Origin of the sequence: Ensifer adhaerens (genome assembly GCF_002940685.1) — a bacterium.
GTDB lineage: Bacteria > Pseudomonadota > Alphaproteobacteria > Rhizobiales > Rhizobiaceae > Ensifer > Ensifer adhaerens_E.
Genome location: NZ_PNFP01000004.1, coordinates 24899 through 46732, shown reverse-complemented (window position 1 = coordinate 46732; position 21834 = coordinate 24899). Strand labels below are relative to the sequence as shown.

General features: G+C 63.7%; 17 protein-coding genes. 6 read left to right on the top strand and 11 right to left on the bottom strand.

The features are described from left to right. The 3 genes from C1A35_RS08845 to glmU form a co-directional block, all read right to left on the bottom strand. Window positions 1-498 (bottom strand): GNAT family N-acetyltransferase, encoded by a 498-nt coding sequence (locus C1A35_RS08845; RefSeq protein ID WP_199772905.1) that lies wholly within the window; start codon window positions 496-498, stop codon window positions 1-3. Then, window positions 498-2324 carry a glutamine--fructose-6-phosphate transaminase (isomerizing) gene (glmS, locus tag C1A35_RS08840; protein WP_104663982.1) on the bottom strand — a complete coding sequence of 609 codons (1827 nt, stop codon included), beginning with the start codon at window positions 2322-2324 and terminating at the stop codon, window positions 498-500. The genes C1A35_RS08845 and glmS overlap by 1 nt, the downstream gene beginning before the upstream one ends. A 229-nt stretch (window positions 2325-2553) precedes the next feature. Further along, entirely contained in the window at window positions 2554-3924 is a 1371-nt protein-coding gene (gene glmU / locus C1A35_RS08835; protein WP_104663981.1) for a bifunctional UDP-N-acetylglucosamine diphosphorylase/glucosamine-1-phosphate N-acetyltransferase GlmU, read from the bottom strand. Between the two features lie 242 nt (window positions 3925-4166). Here glmU and C1A35_RS08830 point away from each other — a divergent pair, with 242 nt between their 5' ends. Then, the gene (locus C1A35_RS08830) at window positions 4167-5927 is read left to right on the top strand and encodes a hypothetical protein (protein WP_104663980.1); all 1761 of its coding nucleotides are present in this window, start codon (window positions 4167-4169) and stop codon (window positions 5925-5927) included. Between the two features lie 13 nt (window positions 5928-5940). On the opposite strand, the gene C1A35_RS08825 is transcribed toward C1A35_RS08830, so the two are convergent. Continuing rightward, window positions 5941-7587, bottom strand: coding sequence for a Na/Pi cotransporter family protein (locus C1A35_RS08825; protein WP_104663979.1), 1647 nt, complete (start codon window positions 7585-7587; stop codon window positions 5941-5943). Window positions 7588-7937: 350 nt separating this feature from the next. Here C1A35_RS08825 and C1A35_RS08820 point away from each other — a divergent pair, with 350 nt between their 5' ends. The 5 genes from C1A35_RS08820 to C1A35_RS08800 are packed head-to-tail and all read left to right on the top strand — an operon-like array spanning window position 7938 to window position 13395. Continuing rightward, entirely contained in the window at window positions 7938-9827 is a 1890-nt protein-coding gene (locus C1A35_RS08820) for a peptidylprolyl isomerase (protein ID WP_104663978.1), read from the top strand. An 18-nt stretch (window positions 9828-9845) separates the two neighbouring features. Continuing rightward, on the top strand, window positions 9846-10859 hold the full coding sequence (gene trpD, locus C1A35_RS08815) for an anthranilate phosphoribosyltransferase (protein WP_104663977.1): 1014 nt from the start codon (window positions 9846-9848) through the stop codon (window positions 10857-10859). 16 nt (window positions 10860-10875) lie between these two features. Then, on the top strand, window positions 10876-11691 hold the full coding sequence (gene trpC / locus C1A35_RS08810) for an indole-3-glycerol phosphate synthase TrpC (RefSeq protein WP_104663976.1): 816 nt from the start codon (window positions 10876-10878) through the stop codon (window positions 11689-11691). After that, window positions 11691-12179, top strand: coding sequence for a cyclic pyranopterin monophosphate synthase MoaC (gene moaC / locus C1A35_RS08805; RefSeq protein WP_104663975.1), 489 nt, complete (start codon window positions 11691-11693; stop codon window positions 12177-12179). Before trpC ends, moaC begins: the two co-directional genes overlap by 1 nt. A gap of 4 nt (window positions 12180-12183) precedes the next feature. Then, a complete protein-coding gene (locus C1A35_RS08800) occupies window positions 12184-13395 on the top strand; it encodes a molybdopterin molybdotransferase MoeA (RefSeq protein ID WP_104663974.1) in 1212 nt (403 codons plus the stop codon). Window positions 13396-13643: 248 nt separating this feature from the next. Here C1A35_RS08800 and C1A35_RS08795 read toward each other — a convergent pair whose 3' ends face one another. From C1A35_RS08795 to C1A35_RS08765, 7 genes are all read right to left on the bottom strand, one after another. Then, complete coding sequence (locus C1A35_RS08795; RefSeq protein ID WP_104663973.1) at window positions 13644-14936, bottom strand: hemolysin family protein; 1293 nt, start codon at window positions 14934-14936, stop codon at window positions 13644-13646. Between the two features lie 166 nt (window positions 14937-15102). After that, on the bottom strand, window positions 15103-15846 hold the full coding sequence (locus C1A35_RS08790) for a FadR/GntR family transcriptional regulator (protein WP_104663972.1): 744 nt from the start codon (window positions 15844-15846) through the stop codon (window positions 15103-15105). Window positions 15847-16104: 258 nt separating this feature from the next. Beyond that, window positions 16105-17175, bottom strand: a complete 1071-nt coding sequence (locus tag C1A35_RS08785; RefSeq protein WP_104664350.1) for a BMP family ABC transporter substrate-binding protein — start codon at window positions 17173-17175, stop codon at window positions 16105-16107. A gap of 50 nt (window positions 17176-17225) precedes the next feature. Then, entirely contained in the window at window positions 17226-18146 is a 921-nt protein-coding gene (locus C1A35_RS08780) for an ABC transporter permease (protein ID WP_104663971.1), read from the bottom strand. Then, window positions 18146-19240, bottom strand: a complete 1095-nt coding sequence (locus C1A35_RS08775) for an ABC transporter permease (RefSeq protein WP_104663970.1) — start codon at window positions 19238-19240, stop codon at window positions 18146-18148. Before C1A35_RS08775 ends, C1A35_RS08780 begins: the two co-directional genes overlap by 1 nt. After that, window positions 19230-20804 (bottom strand): ABC transporter ATP-binding protein, encoded by a 1575-nt coding sequence (locus C1A35_RS08770; RefSeq protein ID WP_104663969.1) that lies wholly within the window; start codon window positions 20802-20804, stop codon window positions 19230-19232. Before C1A35_RS08770 ends, C1A35_RS08775 begins: the two co-directional genes overlap by 11 nt. A gap of 48 nt (window positions 20805-20852) precedes the next feature. Continuing rightward, on the bottom strand, window positions 20853-21830 hold the full coding sequence (locus C1A35_RS08765) for a quinone oxidoreductase family protein (RefSeq protein WP_104663968.1): 978 nt from the start codon (window positions 21828-21830) through the stop codon (window positions 20853-20855). Window positions 21831-21834: the final 4 nt, after the last annotated feature.

The window sequence follows — 21834 nt, the reverse complement described above, 5'->3', positions numbered from 1 at the left end:
TCACTCGACGCCGAAGGCCGGATGATAAGCGACCGTACCGGCCGCCATCGCGCCGGAGAGAGCCAGCGCCATGAAATATTGCGGCGCACAACCGGGGAATACAAGAGCCGATTCATTGCGGAAACCGAACTTTTGATACAAGGCCGGATCGCCGACGACGACGCAGCCGGCAGCCCCTTCCGCCCGCAGCCATTCGAGCCCTTCGAGGATCAGCTGCCTGCCGATGCCCTGGGACTGAACATCCGGCCTGACCGAGACCGGCCCAAGCCCGAACCAGCCGGGTTCTTCCGGCGTCAGAGTGACGGGCGAAAAGGCGATGTGCCCGACGATCTCCTCGTTCATGTCGGCGACGAGCGACACGCTCAGCGCGCCTGCCGCGCGCAGCCGCTCGATGATGAAGGGTTCGCTCTGGTCGCTGTGCGGATGCCCTTCGAAAGCGGCCGCTGTCACGCCGCGGATCGCCTCTTCATCTCCCGCGCGCTCGTGCCGGACATAGATCATTCGACGGTCACCGATTTGGCGAGGTTGCGGGGCTGGTCGACGTCGGTGCCCATGAACACCGCCGTGTGATAGGCAAGCAGCTGGATCGGCAGCGAGAAGATCATCGGCGCGATGACTTCGTCGACGTCAGGCAGCACGATCGTCGCCATGGTCTCGAGCTTCGAGGCGGCAGCGCCCTTCTCGTCGGTGATGAGGATGATGCGGCCGCCGCGGGCCGCCACTTCCTGCATGTTGGAAACGGTCTTTTCGTAGAAGCGGTCGTGCGGCGCAATCACGATGACCGGCATGTTCTCGTCGATCAGCGCGATCGGCCCATGCTTCAGCTCGCCGGCGGCGTAACCTTCCGCGTGGATATAGGAGATCTCCTTGAGCTTCAGCGCGCCTTCCATCGCCAGCGGGAAGCTGGTGCCGCGGCCGAGGTAAAGCACGTCGCGGCACTTCGACAGTTCGCGCGACAGAAGTTCGATCTTCGGCTGAACGGCGTTCAGCACCTGCCCCATGATGCGCGGCATTTCCGCAAGGTAGCGAACCAGGACCTGCTCTTCCTCAGCACTCACCGTACCGCGGGCGCGACCGGCGCCGATCGCGAGCGACGCCAGCACCGCGAGCTGGCAGGTGAAGGCCTTGGTCGAGGCGACGCCGATTTCAGGGCCGGCGAGGATCGGGAAGACGGCATCGGATTCGCGGGCAATGGTCGATTCGCGCGTGTTGACCACGGCACCGATCTTCAGGCCAAGTTCCTTGCAATAGCGCAGCGACGCCAGCGTATCGGCGGTTTCGCCGGATTGAGAGATGAACAGTGCGGCCGCCTCTGATGACAGCGGGATTTCGCGATAGCGGAACTCGGAAGCGACGTCGATTTCCACCGGCAGGCGGGCGTAACGCTCGAACCAGTACTTGCCGACGAGGCCGGCGAGATAGGCAGTACCGCAGGCGGAGATCGCGAGGCTCGGAACCTTGGCGAAATCGATCGTGCCTGCGAGTTCCTTGATGCGGTTGCCGGCAAAATCGATGTAGTGGCTGAGCGCGTGCGCGATCACCTCCGGCTGCTCATAGATCTCCTTCTCCATGAAGTGCCGGTGGTTGCCCTTGTCGATCATGTAGGCGGCGGCCGAAGACAGCTGCTTCGGCCGGTCGACGGCATTGCCTTCGAGATCGAAGATGTGCACGCCGTTGGCACCGATGACCGCCCAGTCGCCGTCGATCAGGTAGGTGATCTCGTTGGTGAAAGGCGCAAGCGCGATCGCGTCGGAGCCGAGGAACATCTCGCCTCGGCCGTGACCGATCGCAAGCGGCGGGCCGTTGCGCGCCGCCATGATCGTCGACGGATCGTCCTGGAAGAGCACGGCCAGCGCATAGGCGCCGGTGACGCGCTTCAGCATCGCATGCATCGCCTCGCGCCGGCCAAGTCCGTCGCGACGGAACTTGGAGAGCAGATGCGCGACAACTTCCGTGTCGGTGTCCGTCTCGAACCTTGCGCCGCCGGCGATCAGCTCGTCTTTCAACGCGGCGAAGTTTTCGATGATGCCATTGTGGACGACGGCGACGCCGTCGGTGAAATGCGGGTGCGCATTGCGCTCGGTCGGCGCGCCATGGGTTGCCCAGCGCGTGTGGGCAATGCCGATCGTGCCGGCAAGCGGCTCTTCGCGCAGCCGGATCTCCAGATTGACGAGCTTGCCTTCGGCGCGCCGGCGCTCCAGCTTTCCGCCAATGACGGTGGCGACACCGGCGGAATCATAACCGCGGTATTCCAAGCGCTTCAGCGCATCGACCAGTCGTTCCGATACCGGCTGGTTGCCAACGATGCCTACAATACCGCACATAGTCGTCTCCGAATTCGTCCGCGCGCCGCAATCGGCGCCCCTGTTCAACGAGGGCGGAAATGCCGCCCGGCGCGCTGCCTTGGTAAAGCATTTGCCGATCGAGGCAATCCGCCCCGATTTCACTTTCGATTTCAATGTTTAACGCCGCCGCATGTTCCCGCGAATCCTGATCCAAGGGGCATGCAGCATGCAGCGACCTCACGCGCATCGGCGCGCGGGCACCATAAGCCTAGCCAGCAGCCTTCGCCGCCTTCTTCGCTGCCTTTACCGCCTCGTAGCGTTCGCGCAGCAGTCGTGCCCGGCCGGGCTTGATCTCCTGGCGCGCGCGTCCGAAAGCGACGGCGTCGGCCGGCACGTCCTCGGTGATCACGCTGCCGGACGCGACCAGAGCACCGTCGCCGATCGACACGGGCGCCACAAGCGACGAATTCGAGCCTATGAAGGCATTTTCGCCGATCCGGGTCTCATGCTTGTTCACGCCGTCATAGTTGCAAGTGATCGTGCCGGCACCAATGTTGGAGCCCGCGCCGACAAAGGCATCGCCGATATAGGTCAGGTGGTTGACCTTGGCGCCGGCGCCGATCTCCGCCTTCTTGACCTCGCAGAAATTGCCGACCTTGGATTTTTCGCCGAGATCGGCGCCCGGACGGAGGCGTGCGAATGGGCCGACCGTCGCGCCGGCGCGCACCGTCGCGCCCTCGACATGCGAGAACGCATGGATAATCGCGCCACTCTCGACGCGCACGCCCGGGCCGAAGACGACATTGGGCTCGATCAGGACATCCTGCTCCAGCACGGTATCCCAGGCCAGAAACACCGTTTCCGGCGCGATCATCGATACGCCCGACAGCATATGTTCGTGCCGGCGGCGCTGCTGCCACAGCCGCTCGATGAAGGCGAGCTCGGCGCGCGTGTTGCAGCCGGTCAGTTCCTCCTCTGGCGCCTCGACGGCAATCGCCTGCCCGCCAATCTCGCGGACGATCTCGACGAGGTCGGTCAGGTAGTATTCGCCCTTGACGTTGGCGTTGCCGATGCGGCCGAGCAGATCGAGCGCCTTGCGGCCGTCGATCGCCATCAGGCCGCCGTTGCAATAGGTGATGTGACGCTCTTCTTCCGTTGCGTCCTTATGCTCGCGAATGGCGATGAGCGCGCCGTCCTTGACGATCAGGCGGCCGTAGCCCGACGGGTCTGCAGCCTCGAAGCCGATCACCACTACGTCGTTACCAGCCGCAAGTCCCTCGCGAGCGGCCCGCAGCGGTTCCGGCTTGATCAGCGGCGTATCGCCGAAGACGACGAGAATGTCGTCGTACCCCTTTGCGATTGCATCGCGGGCTGCAAGCACCGCATGACCGGTGCCGAGCCGTTCCTTCTGCAAAAAGGAGGAAACAGACACGCCGCCGATGTCGGCGGCGGCCGAGACCGCGTCCGCGTCGCGGCCGACGACGAGAGCGATATCCGAGATGGAAGCGTTTGAGAGCGCCTCGACGACATGGGCGATCATCGGCCGGCCGGCCACCGGATGCAGGACCTTCGACATGGACGATTTCATCCGCGTGCTTTCACCCGCAGCCAGAACGATGGCCAGGCACGTCCGTTCCATATATCTCTCCTTGGTCTTTTCCAGGCTCGCGCCCACTGCACAATTCCTTAGATTGGAATCGGCTCAAATACAAAATCGTCTTTCGATTCGGCGCGGTGCTAGCAGCAACATATTGCGAGAAGCATAATTCTCACAATCACGTCGCATTAACCGGCTTAAAACCGGATGATGGCATAAGAAGGCGCGGAGCCTGTGTCAGCAAGCCGTGCGGGTGCATCGCTCCTTCGGGGGATCAAGCCGCAATGCACAGCCGCACTGACATCGACACACCGGCACGGTCTACCGGCGCGGTCGTGCCTCTCGCTCGATCTCCGCTTCTGCTTCTTGTCCTTACGCTTGGTGTGCTCGCGGTTCTGCTCAGCTTCACGATCCCGCAGCCGATCGGCCCGATGTTCTGGGACCACTATCTCTATCTCGATGCCGCCAACCGCATCCGCGACGGCCAGATCCCATCGGTCGATTTCTTCACCCCCGTTGGCGCCCTCGGCTACTATCTCTTCACCGGGCTGCAGGGCATCTTTCCCAACGGCCAGCCGCTGCTGCTGGCGAGCTGGTGCCTGCTCCTCGTCAGCGGACCGCTGATCGCGCTGGTGGTCGTCGATGTCCAGAAGCGCTCGGTCGCACTTGCCCATGCGATCCTGCTGCCGTTCCTGATGTTTTCGGTCCTTCCATTCAACACCGGCGACTTCTACCCCTATCCCGGCTCCGACGGTTTCGGCATCTACAACCGCCAGGTCTGCCAGCTTCTCTATGTACTCGCAGCCGCACTGGTCCATGTGCGTGATCGCCGGCTGCTCGTCGCCGCGGTCGCGGGCGCGATGGCTGCCCTCTTCTTCGTCAAGATCACCGGCGCCGTTGCCGGCACGCTCCTGTGCCTCATGGCCTTTGTTTCGGGACGCTTGCCCTTCCGATCCGCCGTTGCGGCTGGACTTCTCGTGGTTGCGATCCTCGCCATCGTCGAAGTCGCCTTCGGCGGCGTCTCCGCCTATCTTGCCGATATCCTGGCGCTGCTTTCCGTCAATGACGGCAGCCTGCTGCCGCGCCTGCTGCAGGCAGCTTCGCTCAATGCCGGGCTGTTGATCCCGGCCGGACTGCTTTGCCTGGTGCTTTTCGGCACGCACCTCTCGTCCTTCGCCCAGTCGCTAAGCCAACTTGGGAAAGGCCCATCCCTGGCTGCGGTCGGAAGGGTGTTCGACCAGCCGTTTTTCTGGCTGGCGGCCTTTGTCCTTGCCGGCATCGTGTTCGAGAGCCAGAACACCGGCAGTCAGGCCTTCATTTTCCTCATACCGCTGCTCTTCAAGCTCGCTATCGATGAGGTCACAGCCGCCGGAAGACGGCCCGTCGCCATCGCCGTCGCCATTCTCGCACTCGCGGCAGCCCTGCCCCCGGCCACGGCCGTCTTGCAAAAAAGCGCCCGCGCCTGGATCGGAGCCGTCAACAACGTGCCGCTGGAAAGCCGCAACCTCAAAACGATGGGTGCGGTCAACGTCCGACCGATCCTGGCGCTTCGCGCCGAGCGGCTGCGCACCCTCTACGAGACCCATCGCCCCGCTTTCGACGCCTTCGCCAAGGCTGGCGAGTTGCCGTCGTTCCTGCTCTACAGCGACTTCGATTTTCAGGCGGGATGGCTGATGAACGTCGACGAAGCGGTCGACGCGCTCAGGACTTACGAGACCAGGAACGACGTGCTTTTCGGGACGATCTTCAACATCGACTTCACCAACCCGTTTCCTTGGCTGATGGATCGCAGCGCACCGCAGCATGTCGCGATCGGCGCCGATCCCTTCCGCGCCATTCCGCCGCCGGATGAAAGCGTTCGCGCCGCCCTCAGCGCGGTCGACATCGCGCTGGTGCCGACCTGCCCGGTGACCAATGTCAACCAGACCCTGTTGTCGCTCTATCTGCCAAGCCTCGAAACGGGCCACAGCCGGATCACGCTCACAGGCTGCTACGACGCCTTCATCCGCAACAGCCTGAAGCCGGCGCCAAACGCCGGCGGCTGATCGGCCGTAGCCGCTAGGCGCCCGGTCGCAAGCGGCTCTCGCTCAAAAGCCCATTCTCCTCAAGGATGGGATAGGCGACGGAAGCGATGTGGGCGTTGACGCGCTTCAGGTCCCGGAGCATGTCGAGATGCAGCGAACTCGTCTGCAGGCTCTGGACCAGCCCGTCGCGCAGCCGCTCGATGTGCCGCTCAGCCGAACGCTTCTCCATGTGGCGAACGCTCACTTTCACCTCGATGAGCTGGCGCGCGAGGTCCGCGTTGCGGCTGACGAAGATGGACTGGGCAACGCGCAGGTTGTCGATTGTCAGGTTGAAGAGGCTCTTCAGTTCCTGATAGCCCTCCTCGGAGAATTTCAGGCCGTTGTTGACCTTCTTGGCGATCTCCTCGCAGAGCCCCTTCTCGATGATGTCGCCCATATGCTCGAGGTTGATGGCGTAGTCGATGATGACGATCGAGCGCCGGCCGTCATCGGCGCTCAAGCCATCGCGGCCCAAGCGCGACAGGAAGATCTTCACTTCCTGCTGCAGCTGATCGACCTGTTTTTCGAACTTGCCGATGTCGCGGATGTCGGACAGGTCGTTGTTCTCGAAGGCATTGGCCGCCCGCATCAGCATCACCTCGACCAGGTCGCCGACACGCAATACTTCGCGGGTGGCCCCGGAGAGCGCCATGACCGGCGTGTGCAGCGCCGTCTCGTCGAGATAGCGCGGACCGGTTTCCTCCGCCTCTCCGTCCGGGATGAACCGGATCATCAGGCGCGACAGCAGTCCGGCAAAGGGCCAGGCAAGAATGGCCACGGCGAGGTTGAAGGCCAGGTGAATGTCGACCGGCAGGTTCTGGCGCGGCAGCGGCAGGCTTTGGAGAAACTCCACGCTGATACCCGTCAGTGGCAGCGCGATCAGACAGCCGACGGCGCGAACGACCAGATTGCCGAAGGTGACGCGGCGTGCCGACGGCGCAGAGCCGAGCGTCGCCATGACGGGCGGAACGGCGCCGCCGAGGTTGGCGCCAAGCACGAGCGCCACCGTCAGTCCGACGCTGAGAATGCCTGTCGCCGAGAGCGATAGCACCAGCATCACGACCGCGAGACTGGACGACGACGCAAAGGCAAGCCCCGCGGAAATGAGAAGTGCTACCGGCCAGGCGCTGTCGAGCATAGACAGGAACGCCCCCAGGGCCGGGCTGTCGCGCATCGGCTCCGTCGCCGTCCCCAATAGATGCAGCGATAGAAGCATGAGGCCGATCCCGACAAAGGCCGCGCCCAGGCCCTGGCGCGCGTTCGACCGGCTGGCGCGGTGCAAGACCACGCCAGCGAGGATGACGAGCGGCGACAACCATTCGATCCCGGTCGCCACGATCCAGGCCGTCATGGCCGTGCCGAGATTGGCGCCGAGGAGCACGATCTGCGCCATGCGCGAACGGATGAGCCCCTTCTCCACGAAGGATGCGGTCATCAGCGCGGTCGCAGTGGAACTTTGCAGGGCGAGGGTTGCGACAAGTCCGGTCGCAAAAGAGCGAAGAGACCCGTCGGTTCCTTGGGCAAGGCCGGCACGCAGCCGGGCCCCGAAGGCGCGGGTCACGCCGTCCTTGACCAGGGACAGGCCGAAGAGAAGCAGCGCAACTGCTCCAAACAGGTTAACCATCACGATTGTCGACTGCATGAAAATATTCCCGCGGAAGCTCGCCAGAATCGCTCCGCCCTCACAACAGAACCACAGAACAGAGGCATGTTCGAGCCAATGTGACAGATATTTTTCGGTTGCCGGCTAACAAATCCGACATGGATTTGAGGGTCTGCGGCAGCCCGTTCGACGCGCGCCTTTCGCCGCACCGTCGCCAACGACAAACGTGTCGCGGCAAGCACCGAAAAAACAGCCGGACGACCGGGATCAACGATCCCGTGAGCGCGCGCAATTTGCGGCAATCAACCCTTCATTTCCTGTTTCGTTTGTTTTAAGGAACGAATTCGTTTGGCCGATGGCCACCGCATTGCAACGAGGTTTCTGCCCCCATGCTCGAATTTCTGAGAAGCGCCGCCCAGACCTGGGTCGTCAAAGGCCTGCTAATCGTTCTCGTTCTGTCGTTCATGGTGTGGGGCGGCTCATCGCTGACGATGACGAACCAGTCGGATGCGGTGGTGACCGTCGGCGACGTCAAGGTCAAGGCGCCGGAATTCCGGCTCGCCTACGAGACCATGCTGGCACAGGCTTCCCGGCAGCTCGGCACGCGGCTGACGCCGCAGCAGGCGCGCGCCTTTGGCATCGAGCAGCGCGTCTATTCACAGATCGTCGCGGGTGCAGCACTCGACCAGCTCGCCAACGACATGAATCTCGGCCTCTCGCAGGATCGGCTCGCCAAACTGATCGCTGACGATCCGGCATTCCACAGCGTCAACGGCCAGTTCGACCGACTGACGTTCTCGAGCGTGCTGCGCAATGCGGGCCTGCGCGAGCAGGATTACATCAACAGCCAGAGCCAGACCGCGATCCGCTCGCAGATCGTCGACGCGCTGTCCGACGGCTATGTAGCCCCCAAGGTTCTCACCGACGCGATCGGCGCCTACCGGCACGAAAAGCGCACGCTCGATTACCTGCTGCTCTCGAACGCCAATATCGACCCGGTCAAGGTCCCCGGCGACGACGTGCTTTCGCCCTGGTACGACAGCCGCAAGGCGAACTACCGCGCGCCGGAATATCGCAAGATCAGCTATGTGAAGCTCGAACCGTCCGATGTTGCCGATACGAGCGTCGTAACGGACGAGGAAATCCGCACCGAGTACGAACGCCGCAAGGAGAGCTTCCGCAGCGCCGCTGCACGGACGATCGAACAGCTCTCCTTCGCGTCGCGCGAGGCCGCAGACGCCGCCTCGGCAAAGCTCGCTGCCGGCACCAGCTTCGACGATCTCGTAAAGGCCGAAGGCAAGTCCTCCGCCGACGTTCTTCTCGGCGAGTTCACCAAGGAGCGCGTACCCGATGCCAAGATCGCCGAAGCCGCATTCGCCCTTCAGGCTGACGGTGTGACGCCGGTTGTCGACGGTGCCTTCGGACCGGTCATCCTGCGCGTCACGAACATCCGCCCGGAAACCGTCCGTAGCCTGGACGACGTGAAGGAAGAACTGCGCAAGGACATCGCCCTTGCCGCAGCGGGCGAAGAAGTCATGCGCCTGCACGACAAGATCGAGGACGAGCGCGCTTCCGGCGCCCCGATCAAGGACGTCGCCGACCAGCTCAAGCTGAAGCTCGTGACCGTCGACGCAGTGGACGCAACCGGCAAGGACAAGAATGGCGACGATGTTGCCGGCCTGCCCGAGCAGGCAGCCCTCCTCCAGGAAGTCTTCAAGGCCGACGTTGGCGGCGAGACCCTGCCGGTCAATGTCGGCCGCGAAGGTTACGTCTGGTTCGACCTCGACGAAGTCATTCCGGCGCGCGATCGCACGCTGGACGAGGCCCGCGACGAAATCGGTGCCGACTGGATGGCCGAACAGCAGCGTGCCGCCCTCGCCACGAAGGCAGGCGAGCTGAGGAAGCGCGTCGAGCAGGGCGCAAAGCTCGCCGACATCGCGACGGAACTCGGCCTCGTCGTCGAAACCAAATCCGGCCTGACGCGCTCGACCGCGGACGCAGCGCTGAGCCCCGCGGCCGTCGCCGCCGCATTCTCCGGCGCGAACGGCCATGTCGCCAACGCGCCCGGCATCGGCGGCGAAGGACAGGTTCTGATGCAGGTCACCTCGGTCGACAACGCAGGCCCGGCCGACGCGCTCCAGGACGACAGCCGCCAGATCGAAGCCCTCGCACGCGTCAGCGGCGAGGACATCCTCGACCAGATGGTCGCGACGCTGCAGGCGGCCTACGGGGTTTCGATCAACCAGACGCTTGCAGAAACCGCACTTGTGCAACGATAGGGCCAAGGAAAACCATCGATGAGTGATCTGAAGCCATTCGTCGCCAAGGTCGCCGCCCGCGAGGCGCTGAACCGCGAAGACGCACGCGCCGCCTTCGAAATCATCATGTCGGGTGCCGCAACCCCGTCGCAGATCGGCGGCTTCCTGATGGCGTTGCGGGTGCGCGGCGAGACCGTCGATGAAATCGTCGGGGCGGTGGGTGCCATGCGCGCCCGCATGCTGCCGGTCGATGCGCCGGCGGACGCGGTCGATATCGTCGGTACCGGTGGCGACGGCGCCGGCACCTACAACATCTCGACGCTGGCCTCGCTGATCGTCGCAGGCGCGGGCGTGCCCGTCGCCAAGCACGGCAATCGGGCGCTGAGCTCGAAGTCGGGCACCGCCGACGCGCTCTCCTGCCTCGGCGTCAAGCTCGACATCGGTCCCGAAGCCATCTCGCGATGCATCCGCGAAGCCGGCGTCGGCTTCATGTTCGCCCAGCAGCACCATTCCGCCATGCGCCATGTCGGCCCGACGCGGGTGGAGCTCGGAACGCGCACGATCTTCAACCTGCTCGGCCCGCTCTCCAACCCGGCAGGCGTCAAGCGCCAGCTCGTCGGCGTCTATGCGCCGCAGTGGGTGCAGCCACTTGCCGAAGTGCTGCGCGATCTCGGCTCGGACAATGTCTGGGTCGTTCATGGCGAAGGGCTCGACGAGGTCACCACGACCGGCACGACCGAAGTTGCCGCGCTCAAGGACGGCAAGATTTCGACCTTCACCCTGACGCCCGCCGACTTTGGTCTCCAGACGGTGACGCTCGACGCGCTCAAGGGCGGCGACGGCGCGTACAATGCGGTCGCGCTCCAGGCGGTGCTCGATGGCGCCGAGAACCCCTACCGGGACATTTCCCTTGCCAACGCGGCTGCAGCGCTGATGATAGCCGGAAGGGCGAAGGACCTCACCGAAGGCATGGCGCTTGCGCGTCAGTCGCTTTCAAGCGGCGGCGCGAAGACTGCGCTGCAGCGCCTCGTCAGCGTATCGAACGCGGCCTGAGGAAGGATCGGCAGACATGACGGATATCCTGCGCAAGATCGAAGCCTACAAACGCGACGAGATCGCTGCGGCCAAGTCGCACGTTTCGCTCGACGAACTCAAGGCGCGCATCGCCGACCAGTCCGCCCCGCGCGGCTTTCATGCGGCGCTCGCCGCGCGCAAGGCGGCCGGCACGTTCGGACTGATCGCCGAGATCAAGAAGGCAAGCCCGTCGAAGGGGCTGATCCGCCCGGATTTCGATCCGCCCGCACTCGCCAAGGCCTATGAGGCAGGCGGCGCGGCCTGCCTGTCTGTGCTGACGGATGCCCCGAGCTTTCAGGGCGCACCTGCCTTTCTCGAAGCGGCGCGCGCGGCCTGCGCGCTGCCGGCCCTTCGCAAGGACTTCATGTTCGACACCTACCAGGTGTTGGAGGCACGCGCCTGGGGCGCCGACTGCATCCTCCTGATCATGGCTTCGCTCAGCGACGACGACGCCCGCCGCCTTGAAGATGCAGCCTTCGAGCTTGGCATGGACGTGCTGATCGAGGTGCACGACGCCGAGGAAATGGAACGGGCGCTGAAGCTCGCCTCGCCGCTCGTCGGCATCAACAACCGCAATCTCAGGACCTTCGAGGTGGATCTCGCGGTTTCCGAGCAGCTTGCCGGCATGGTGCCCGCCGACCGCCTGCTGGTCGGCGAGAGCGGCATCTTCACGCATGCGGATTGCCAGCGGCTGGAAAAGAGCGGCATCACCACTTTCCTCGTCGGCGAAAGCCTGATGCGCAAGAGCGACGTCGAAGCCGCGACACGCACGCTTCTGACCGGCGCCACGAACACGCTGGCAGCCGAGTGATGAGCAAGCCGACGCTCACACATATCGGTGGCAGCGGCGAAGCGAACATGGTGGATGTCGGCGACAAGGCCGAGACGGTGCGAATTGCCGTCGCCGAAGGCCATGTGCGGATGAAGGCGGAAACGCTGACGCTCATCCTCGAGGGCGATGCCAAGAAGGGCGACGTCATCGGCACGGCGCGGCTTGCCGGCATCATGGCCGCCAAGCAGACCGCCAACCTCATCCCGCTCTGCCACCCGCTGATGCTGACCAAGGTCACCGTCGATATCACGCCGGATCCAGCCCTTCCGGGTCTCCGGGTCGAGGCGCTTGCAAAGCTGACAGGGCGTACGGGCGTCGAGATGGAAGCGCTGACGGCCGTCAGCGTCGCCTGCCTGACCATCTACGACATGGCGAAGGCCGCGGATCGCGAGATGGAGATCGGCGGGATTCAGGTGGTCAGAAAATCCGGCGGACGCTCCGGCGATTACAGACGCGAAGGGAACTGAGATCATGGCGCTGCTTTCGGTCGAAGACGCGCTCGACAGAATTCTTCGCAGCGCCGATCTACGTCAAACGAGCGAGCTTGTCGGCCTTCATGTCGGGTTTGGTCGCGTGCTCTCCCAAGACATTCCGGCGCTCGTCACCCACCCGGCCTTCGACAATTCGGCGATGGACGGCTATGCGGTTCGCCACCGGGACATAGAGACAATCGGCGCCGAATTGATCGTGATCGGCCAATCGGCCGCCGGCCATGGCTTCAAGGGCGAGATGAAAGCGGGCGAAGCGGTGCGCATCTTTACCGGTGCGCCAATGCCTGCCGGCGCCGATACGGTCATCATCCAGGAAGACACCGAGCGGTTGCCGGGCAACCGGATCCGAACCAAATTCGTGCCCGGCAAAGGGCGGCACATCCGACTGGCGGGCCAGGACTTCGCCTCCGGCGAAGCCGTGCTTTCGGCCGGCGACATTCTCGACGCCGGTCGACTGACCGTCGCCGCCGGCATGAACCACGCCAGCCTGCCGGTGTTCAAACGCCCGCGGGTCGCGATCCTTGCCACCGGCGACGAACTCGTGCCGCCGGGCAGCAAGCCCGGCGCAGACCAGATCATCGCCTCCAACAGTTTCGGCGTCGGGGCGATCGCGCGCGACAACGGCGCCGAGGTCATCGATCTCGGCATCGTCCGCGACGACCGGGACGCGATCAGCGCACGGATCCGCCAAGCGCAGGATGCCGATGTCGATGTGATCGTCACGCTCGGCGGCGCGTCGGTCGGCGACCATGACCTGGTGCAGTCGACGCTGATCGCCTGCGGCATGACGCTCGATTTCTGGCGCATCGCCATGCGGCCGGGAAAGCCGCTCATGGTCGGCCAGCTCGGAACGGCCACGGTGCTTGGCCTGCCGGGCAATCCGGTCTCCAGCCTCGTCTGCGCCCTGCTCTTCCTGGAACCCCTGACCCGCAAGCTCGCCCGCTTGCCGTCGCGCGACCGCATGACGACCGCGCGGCTTGCAAGCCCGCTTCCGGGCAACGACGTCAGGCAGGACTACGTGCGCGCCCGCCTTTCTAGGGACAGCGAAGGAACGCTTCTCGCCCATCCTTTTTCGCGGCAGGATTCGTCGATGATGAAGGTCTTCGCACAGTCCGACTGCCTGATCGTGCGCCGGCCTCACGCCGCCGAAGCGCCCGCAGGCACGTCCTGCGACATTCTCCGGCTACGCTGAACAACGCAGCCGCGGCGGCCCTCAGTTTCAAAAGCAAGAGGCCGGGCAGAACCCGGCCTTCTCCGTTCATCCGTAGGCGGACGATCTCGGCGATGCACAAGCGGCTCCCAAGTGAGGACCAGCATGTCCTCGCCATGGCACGACCCCTCGGGTCTTGTGGCAACACGCGAGCACCTGACAGCATCGCGCCGTCGCCGCGCTGCGGCATCTGGTCGGGACAAGGCACCTCCGACCGTGCAGGTTCGGAATCAGTTGGCCGTTTCGTCCGAGCGGCTGACGAGGATCTTGTCGATGCGGCGCGCGTCCATGTCGACCACTTCGAAGCGGTAACCGTGGGCAATCGCAATATCGCCCTCCTCCGGCGTCTTGCGCAGTTGCTGGACGAGGAAGCCGGCAATGGTCTCGAAGTTGCCGTCGGCGTCGATGCCGTCGATACCGATCGTCAGGTGGATTTCGTCGATCGGCGTGCGGCCGTCAACGAGGTAGCTTCCGTCTTCGCGCTGGCGGATCAGCGCGTGCTCGATGTCGTCGTAGTTCGAAGGCAGGACGCCGACGATCGCTTCGAGAATGTCGGCGATGGTGATGATGCCCTCGGTGCTTCCGTATTCGTCGACGATCATCGCCATGTTGATGCTCGACGATTTGAAGGCGTCGAGCGCCTTCAGGCAGGACGCCGTCTCCGGCAGGGTATGGATCTCACGGACGTATTTGCGCACGTCGAACGGGCCGGAGGTCGGCGCGTTCAGGATTTCCTTGGCGAGAACCGCGCCCAGGACATCGCCGCTCGGGCCGTCGACCACCGGATAGCGTGAATGACCGAACTGGCCGATCTTGCGGCCGACCGTCTCCAGGCTGTCGTTGATGTCGATGAAGCTCACCTCGGTCCGATGGGTCATGATCGACTTCACGTTGCGGTCGCCGAGACGGATGATTCGCCTGAGCATCTCATGCTCAGACTTTTCGATGGCGCCGCTTTCGACGCCTTCGGCCATGATCGCGTGGACTTCCTCTTCCGTCACATGGTCCGGATCGTCAGGACGGATGCCGAGAAGACGCATGGCAAGCGATGCCGCGGTCTCGAAGAGATAGACGATCGGAGCGGCGATCCGCGACAAGAGGTGCATCGGGCGCGCGACGAACATGGCCAGCGCCTCGGAATTCTTCAGCGCCAGCTGCTTCGGGATGAGCTCGCCGATAACCACCGACAGGAAGGTGATCAGCGTCACGACCAGCGCGACGGCGACCGTGTTGCCATAGGGATTGATCCAGGCGATTCCGTCGAGGAAGGGAGCGAATTTCGCAGCAATGGTCGCGCCACCGTAGGCACCGGCCAAGGTGCCGACAAGCGTGATGCCGACCTGCACGGTGGAGAGGAATTTGCCGGGATCTTCCGCAAGCCTCAGCGCCACTTCGGCGCGGGTGTTTCCCTGTTTTGCCATCTGGCGAAGCATGGGCTTGCTTGCCGAGACGATTGCCATTTCCGAGAGAGCAAAAAATGCATTGATCAAAAGCAGGACGAAAATGACAAAAAACTCGGACATGGTCTCCAGATCACCGTTGACGACAGCCGCTCCCCAGGGAGCGAGCCCTCACCAGATAAGGCCAGCGCGCGATCTGAGCAAGCGCAAGCGTTGAAAACGCTGCAATCTTCTGAACATTGGAACGGGCGAGTGCTGTTTTCTTGAACAATCTCGACCGGTGGCAGCATCAACTGCGGCTATGCAACGCGCTGCGTACGCGCTCACGCCCGATCTTGATCACGTTTTCCATCGCAAGCCGGGCGCCGAGTTCGTCACGCCTGCCGATTTCCTCGACGATACGGATATGGTTGCGGGCAACCTCATCGATGCCGCCTCTTTCGGCGACGGGTGAACTGAGCTTGAAGACGCCAACCAGCGCCGCCTCGATCAGGCCGCCGACCGTGCGCATAAAGGGATTGCCGGAGGCCTCGGCGACGGCAAGATGGAACTTCAGGTCAGCACCTGCGAGGCTCTCGGCGCTGTGGCCCTCCTCGCCCATGGCGACCGCGAGCCGCATCATGCGGCTGATTTCGGCCTCGGAGGCGTTTCGCGCCGCGAGCGCTGCCGCGTGCGGCTCGAAGGCAAGGCGCACTTCGCTCAGGTGATACAGGAAGTCTTCATCGACGCCGCACTCGAAGTGCCAGGTCAGGATATCGTTGTCGAAGAGGTTCCAGTCGTTGCGCGGCGTCACGCGCGTGCCGATGCGGGCCCGAGGCACGACCAGCCCCTTGGCCGCCAGCGTCTTCATCGCTTCGCGCAGCACGGTTCGCGAGACCTTGAAGCGTGCCGCGAGCTCCGGATCACCCGGAAGAATGGAACCGACTGGAAACTCGCCTGATATGATTGCCTTGCCGAGTTGATCGACAACATGTGCGTGGCTCGTGCGCTTGCGCGAGCCGGACACAACGGTTTCCAGCAAACTCCTGTTCAATCAATCTCCTCCAGGCACTCCCCTGCCTGACTTCGAACGGCACAGCGCGCCAACAACGTCCTCCTGTGAAACACAGGGGGCATCACAAAACTTGCGCAAATGAATGTAGTTTGAACCATCGATTCCGGAAAGCCCCCGGGTGCCTGCAATACCGTAAGCCGAGCGCGACCGACGCGGAAAGCAACCCTTGCGCGCCCCAGAAACGACAAACCCCGCCGAAACGGCGGGGTTTGCATTCTGTCTTGCTGGTGCAGCAGCTTACTTCGGCAGCTGGTCGTCCACGCCTTCGACGTAGAAGTTCATGCCGAGCAGCGTGCCGTCGTCGGACGAAGCGCCGGCGGCGAGCCACTCGCTGCCGTCCTGCTTCTTCAGCGGGCCGGTGAAGGGTTTCAGCTCACCCGACTTGATCTTGGCTTCGGTTTCCTCGGCCAGCTTCTTCACGTCGTCAGGCATGTTGGTGTAGGGCGCCATCGTCAGGATGCCGTCCTTCAGGCCGTCCCAGCTCGAGGTCGTTTCCCACTTGCCGTCGAGGAAGGCCTGGGTGCGCTTGATGTAATAGGCGCCCCAGGTGTCGACGATGGCTGTCAGCTGGGTCTCCGGGCCGGCCTTGATCATGTCGGAGGCCTGGCCGAAGGCCTTGATGCCACGCTCGGCGGCAACCTGCATCGGCGCGGTCGTGTCGGTGTGCTGCGTCAGGATATCAACGCCCTGGTCGACCAGCGCCTTGGCGGCATCGGCTTCCTTACCGGGGTCGAACCAGGTGTTTGCCCAGACGACCTTGATCTTGAAGTCCGGGTTGACGGAGCGCGCGCCGATGACGAAGGAGTTGATGCCCATCACCACTTCCGGGATCGGGAAGGAGGCGATGTAGCCGGCGACGCCCTTCTGCGACATCTTGGCGGCGATCTGGCCCTGGATGTAGCGGCCTTCATAGAAACGGCTGTTGTAGGTCGCGACGTTCGGCGCGGTCTTGTAGCCGGTGGCGTGTTCGAACTTCACGTCCGGGAACTTCTGGGCGATCTTGATCGTCGCATCCATGAAGCCGAAGGACGTGGTGAAGATCAGGCCGCAGCCCGAGCGTGCCAGGCGCTCGATCGCGCGCTCGGCATCCGGGCCTTCCGGCACGCTTTCGAGATACTGCGTTTCGATCTTGTCGCCGAGCGCCTTTTCCAGCTCCTGGCGGCCGATGTCGTGCGCCTGGGTCCAGCCGCCGTCGGTCTTGGCACCGACGTAGACGAAGCAGATCTTGGCCTTCTCCTGGGCGCTTGCGCCGGTGGCAAAGCCGATCGCCGCCGTGGTGCTTGCGAGAACGAGCAGTAGTTTTTTCATTTTCTTGACCTCTGTCGGTTTGAGAAACGTCAGTATGAAATGCTTGAAAATCACCGGTCCGGCACAAACGGTTTGCCGAGCGATGCCGGCGTATTGATCAGGGTCATGCGCCGGTTATGCGAAATGAGAATGAGGACGACGATCGTCGCGACATAGGGAAGCGACGAAAGGAGCTGCGAGGGAATGCCGAGGCCGAAGGCCTGCGCATGCAGCTGGCTGATCGACACGGCACCGAAGAGATAGCCGCCGGCCACCAGCCGCCATGGACGCCACGAAGAAAAGACCACCAGCGCCAGCGCGATCCAGCCGCGCCCGGCCGACATGTTTTCCACCCATTGCGGCGTGTAGACGAGCGACAGTTGCGCACCGGCAAGGCCCGCGCAGGCGCCGCCGAACATGACGGCGAGATAGCGCGTGCGGATGACGCTGACGCCGAGCGCGTGCGCGGAAGCATGGCTGTCGCCGACGGCGCGGAGCTTGAGGCCGGCGCGGCTCCTGAACAGGAACCAGTGCACGCCGGCGACGATCGCGACCGAGAGATAGAAGATGATGTCCTGCCTAAACAGCAGCGGCCCGACATAGGGGATATCCGCAAGAAGCGGTATCGCAATCGGCTGCAGCTTGACGCCCTGCATGCCGAGAAAGCTCTCACCCATCATGCCCGAAACGCCGATCCCGAGCAGCGTCAGGGCGAGACCGGTCGCCACCTGGTTCGCCACCAGGGTCAGGGTGAGGAAGGCGAAAAGCTGTGAAAACAGCGCGCCGCAGGCGACGCCGGCGAACATGCCGATATAGGGGGAACCGGTGATCTGGGTGATGGCGAAGGCCGACACCGCCCCCATGATCATCATGCCCTCGACGCCCAGGTTCAACACGCCGGACCGTTCGGTCACCAGCTCGCCGATCGCGGCCAGCACCAGCGGTGTTGCGGCGGTGATGACGCTCAGAAGGATCGCTTCGACGATACCCATCAGCGGCTCCCCTCGCTGGTTGTCGCGGTCAAGCGGTCGAAGATCAGCTTGATGCGATAGTGGATGAGCGTGTCGCAGGAGAGCACGAAGAAGAGCAAGAGGCCCTGGAAAACGCGCGTGACCTTTTCGGAAACGCCGATCGAAAGCTGCGCTGCCTCCCCGCCAAGATAGGTGAGTGCCAGTACCAGGCCGGCGGCGACGATGCCGAGAGGATTGAGGCGGCCAAGGAACGCAACGATGATGGCGGTGAAGCCGTAGCCGGGCGAAATGACCGGGCGCAGCTGCTGGATCGCGCCGCTGACCTCGGAGATGCCGGCAAGGCCGGCAAAGGCGCCGGAAAGCAGCATCGAGAACCAGATCATCCGTCGCGACGAGAAACCGGCAAAGCGCCCTGCCCGCTCGGACTGGCCGAGAACGGAAATCTCGAAGCCCTTCAGCGTGTAGCGCATCATGAACCAGACGAGGACGGCCGCGATGATGGCAAAGGCGAAGCCCCAATGAGTCCGGCCCGAGGCGATCATTTCCGGCAGGATCGCATCAACGGCGAAGGTGCGCGTCTCCGGGAAGTTCATGCCGCCCGGGTTGCGCCAGGGCCCGCGCACCAGCCAGTCGAGGAAGAGCTGGGCGACATAGACCAGCATCAGGCTCGTCAGGATTTCGTTGGTGTTCATATGCGCCTTGAGAAAGGCGGGAATGGCGGCAAACAGCGCACCGCCAAGCATGCCCATCAGCATCATCAGCGGCAGCACCAGCGGCGACTGCCAGTCATAGAAGACCACCGGCAGGATCGAGCCGGCGATGGCGCCCATGATGAACTGGCCCTCGGCGCCGATGTTCCAGTTGTTGGAGCGGAAGCAGACCGAAAGCCCGACGGCAATCAGGATCAGGGGTGCGGCCTTGATTGCCAGCTCGTGCAGCGACCAGACCTCGCTCAAGGGCTCGACGAAGAAGCTGTAGAGCGCCATGACCGGGTTCTTGCCGAGCAGCGCGAACATGATGCCGCCGAAGACGATCGTCAGCAGGAAGGCGATGAATGGCGACAGGATCGAAAACAGCGTCGATACCTTGGCGCGCTTTTCGAGTTCAATGCGCATGTGCGGCCTCCGTACCTTCCGTCTTGCCGTACATGCCACCCATCAACAGGCCGATCTTTTCGCGTGAAAGCTCCTGCGCCGGATAGGGATCGGAGAGCCGACCGTCGCTGATGACGGCGATTTCCGTCGCCACCTCGAAGATCTCGTCGAGATCCTGGCTGATGACGAGCACGGCCGAGCCGGCCTTGGCGAGATCGACCAGCGCCTGTCGGATACGGCTTGCAGCACCCGCGTCCACCCCCCAGGTCGGCTGGTTGACGACGAGTACGCTTGGTTGCCGGTCGAGCTCACGCCCGACGATGAACTTCTGCAGATTGCCGCCCGAGAGCGAGCCCGCCGGCGGGTCCTCGCCGCTCTTGCGCACGTCCATCGCCTCGGAAATGCGTTTCGTGGCGCTCGTCACCGCATCGCGACGGATGACCTTCAGAAAGCCGCCGCCGAGGAACGCCTTGGCATCCGAACGGCTGCGGGCAAGCACAAGATTGTCCGAAAGCGGCAGCGCCGAAACGGCTGCGTGGCCGTGACGCTCTTCCGGAACGAAGCCCGCGCCCATCAGGCGGCGGGCGTTGATGTTCCTGGTGCCGACAGGCCTCTGGCGGATCTGCACGGCATTGTCGTCGGCAACGGGATACTCACCCGAGAGCGCATCGAAGAGCTCCCCCTGGCCATTGCCGGCGACGCCGGCAATGGCCAGCACCTCGCCGGCATGAACCTTGAGACAGATGTTCTTCAGCGACACCGCGAAGGGTGTGCGGGCCGGCACGGTCAGATGCCGCGCCTCCAACTGCACCTGACCCTTGGCGTTGGTGCCTTCCGCCGTTACGGCCGCGACATCGCTTCCGACCATCATGCGCGCCAGCGACGATGGGGTTTCCGCCTTCGGATCGCAGGCGCCGGTCACCTTGCCGTGGCGCAGAACAGTTGCGCGGTCGCAGATGCGCTGCACCTCTTCGAGGCGGTGGCTGATATAGAGAACGGACCGGCCCTCGGCCTTCAGCTTGTAGAGCGTTTCGAACAGGCGGTCGGCTTCCTGCGGCGTCAGCACCGAGGTCGGCTCGTCGAGGATGATGAGGCGCGGGTTCTGGAGCAGCGCGCGCACGATTTCGATACGCTGGCGCTCGCCGACCGAAAGATCGGCGACATGGGCTTTCGGATCGAGCGGCAGGCCGTAGGCATGCGACAGGCGCGACGCCTCTTCCGCAACCTTTGCCAGCGAGATGTTCGCGTCCATCGACAGCGCGATGTTTTCGGCGACGGTCAGCGCCTCGAACAGCGAGAAATGCTGGAAAACCATACCGATGCCGAGCTTGCGCGCGGCGGCAGGATTGGCGATGCGCACGCTCTGGCCCTGCCAGAGGATCTCACCCGCCGTCGGCGCCAGGACGCCGAACAGCATCTTCACCAGGGTCGATTTTCCGGCGCCATTTTCGCCGAGAAGGGCGTGAATCTCGCCCCGTTCAATCTGCAGATTGATCCCATTGCAGGCCGCGAAGCTGCCAAACAATTTCGTCAGGTTGCTCACAGCCAGGAGATGACCGTTCGCCGCTACTCCCTCAACAGGCACGCTGCCCTCTTTCCCCTCTGTTGATCCGCGTCCGCCTTAAGGCTTCGATCACGGAATCAGCAGTGTTGTTCCACTTGTTTTTCTTGTCTCGAGATCCGTATGCGCTCGCCCCGCATCGGCAAGCGGATAAGTCTGATTTATATTGATACGCACTTTGTTGCTTTGCACAATATCAAACAGGGAATTTGCACACGCTTCCAGCGCAGGCCGCGTGGCAACATAACCAAAGAGTGTCGGGCGTGTCGCAAACAGCGATCCCTTCTGCGCGAGGATGCCGATGCTGAAGGCATCCACCGGACCGGACGAATTGCCGAAACTGACCCAAAGGCCGCGCGGCTTGATGCAATCCAGCGACGCCGGATAGGTGTCACGTCCGACGGAATCGTAGACGACATCGACCCCACGACCGTCGGTCAATTCCTTGACCCGCGCGACGAAATTGTCGGTGCGATAGTTGATGACGTGATCGTAGCCGTGCGCCAGCGCCAGATCGATCTTGTCCTGCGATCCGGCGGTGCCGATCACGGTCGCGCCAAGCGCCTTGGCCCATTGCCCGGCAATGAGCCCGACGCCGCCGGCAGCGGCATGGAACAGGATCGTCGTGCCCGGGCCCACCTGATAGGTCTGGTTGAGCAGATACTGCGCCGTCATGCCCTTCAGCATCATCGCGGCCGCGGTCTCCAGGCTGATGCCATCAGGCACCTTCACCAGCTGCGCGGCGTCGACGTTGCGCTCGCTCGCATAGGCGCCGTCGGCCGAGGCATAGGCGACGCGATCGCCGACCGAAAACAGGCTGACGCCATCACCCACCGCCGTCACGACGCCGGCGCCTTCCTTGCCCGGCACGAAGGGCAGGCCCGAGGCCGACTTGTAGAGGCCTGTGCGGAAATAGACATCGATGAAATTGAGGCCAACCGCCGCCTGGCGGATCTGCACCTCTCCCGGGCCTGGCGGCGAGAGCGTCACGCCTTCGAGTTTCAGGACCTCCGGTCCACCGAGTTCGCGTACCACAATCGCCTGTGCCATTGCC

Bases quoted from the DNA above. Each gene is read 5' to 3' on its own strand.
- C1A35_RS08800 (WP_104663974.1), top strand. From the start codon at position 12,184: ATGGCGCTGCTTTCGGTCGAAGACGCGCTCGACAGAATTCTTCGCAGC.
- C1A35_RS08795 (WP_104663973.1), bottom strand. From the start codon at position 14,936: ATGTCCGAGTTTTTTGTCATTTTCGTCCTGCTTTTGATCAATGCATTT.
- glmS (WP_104663982.1), bottom strand. From the start codon at position 2,324: ATGTGCGGTATTGTAGGCATCGTTGGCAACCAGCCGGTATCGGAACGA.
- C1A35_RS08785 (WP_104664350.1), bottom strand. From the start codon at position 17,175: ATGAAAAAACTACTGCTCGTTCTCGCAAGCACCACGGCGGCGATCGGC.
- C1A35_RS08780 (WP_104663971.1), bottom strand. From the start codon at position 18,146: ATGGGTATCGTCGAAGCGATCCTTCTGAGCGTCATCACCGCCGCAACA.
- trpC (WP_104663976.1), top strand. From the start codon at position 10,876: ATGACGGATATCCTGCGCAAGATCGAAGCCTACAAACGCGACGAGATC.
- trpD (WP_104663977.1), top strand. From the start codon at position 9,846: ATGAGTGATCTGAAGCCATTCGTCGCCAAGGTCGCCGCCCGCGAGGCG.
- C1A35_RS08825 (WP_104663979.1), bottom strand. From the start codon at position 7,587: ATGCAGTCGACAATCGTGATGGTTAACCTGTTTGGAGCAGTTGCGCTG.
- C1A35_RS08820 (WP_104663978.1), top strand. From the start codon at position 7,938: ATGCTCGAATTTCTGAGAAGCGCCGCCCAGACCTGGGTCGTCAAAGGC.
- C1A35_RS08830 (WP_104663980.1), top strand. From the start codon at position 4,167: ATGCACAGCCGCACTGACATCGACACACCGGCACGGTCTACCGGCGCG.
- C1A35_RS08775 (WP_104663970.1), bottom strand. From the start codon at position 19,240: ATGCGCATTGAACTCGAAAAGCGCGCCAAGGTATCGACGCTGTTTTCG.
- C1A35_RS08765 (WP_104663968.1), bottom strand. From the start codon at position 21,830: ATGGCACAGGCGATTGTGGTACGCGAACTCGGTGGACCGGAGGTCCTG.
- moaC (WP_104663975.1), top strand. From the start codon at position 11,691: ATGAGCAAGCCGACGCTCACACATATCGGTGGCAGCGGCGAAGCGAAC.
- glmU (WP_104663981.1), bottom strand. From the start codon at position 3,924: ATGGAACGGACGTGCCTGGCCATCGTTCTGGCTGCGGGTGAAAGCACG.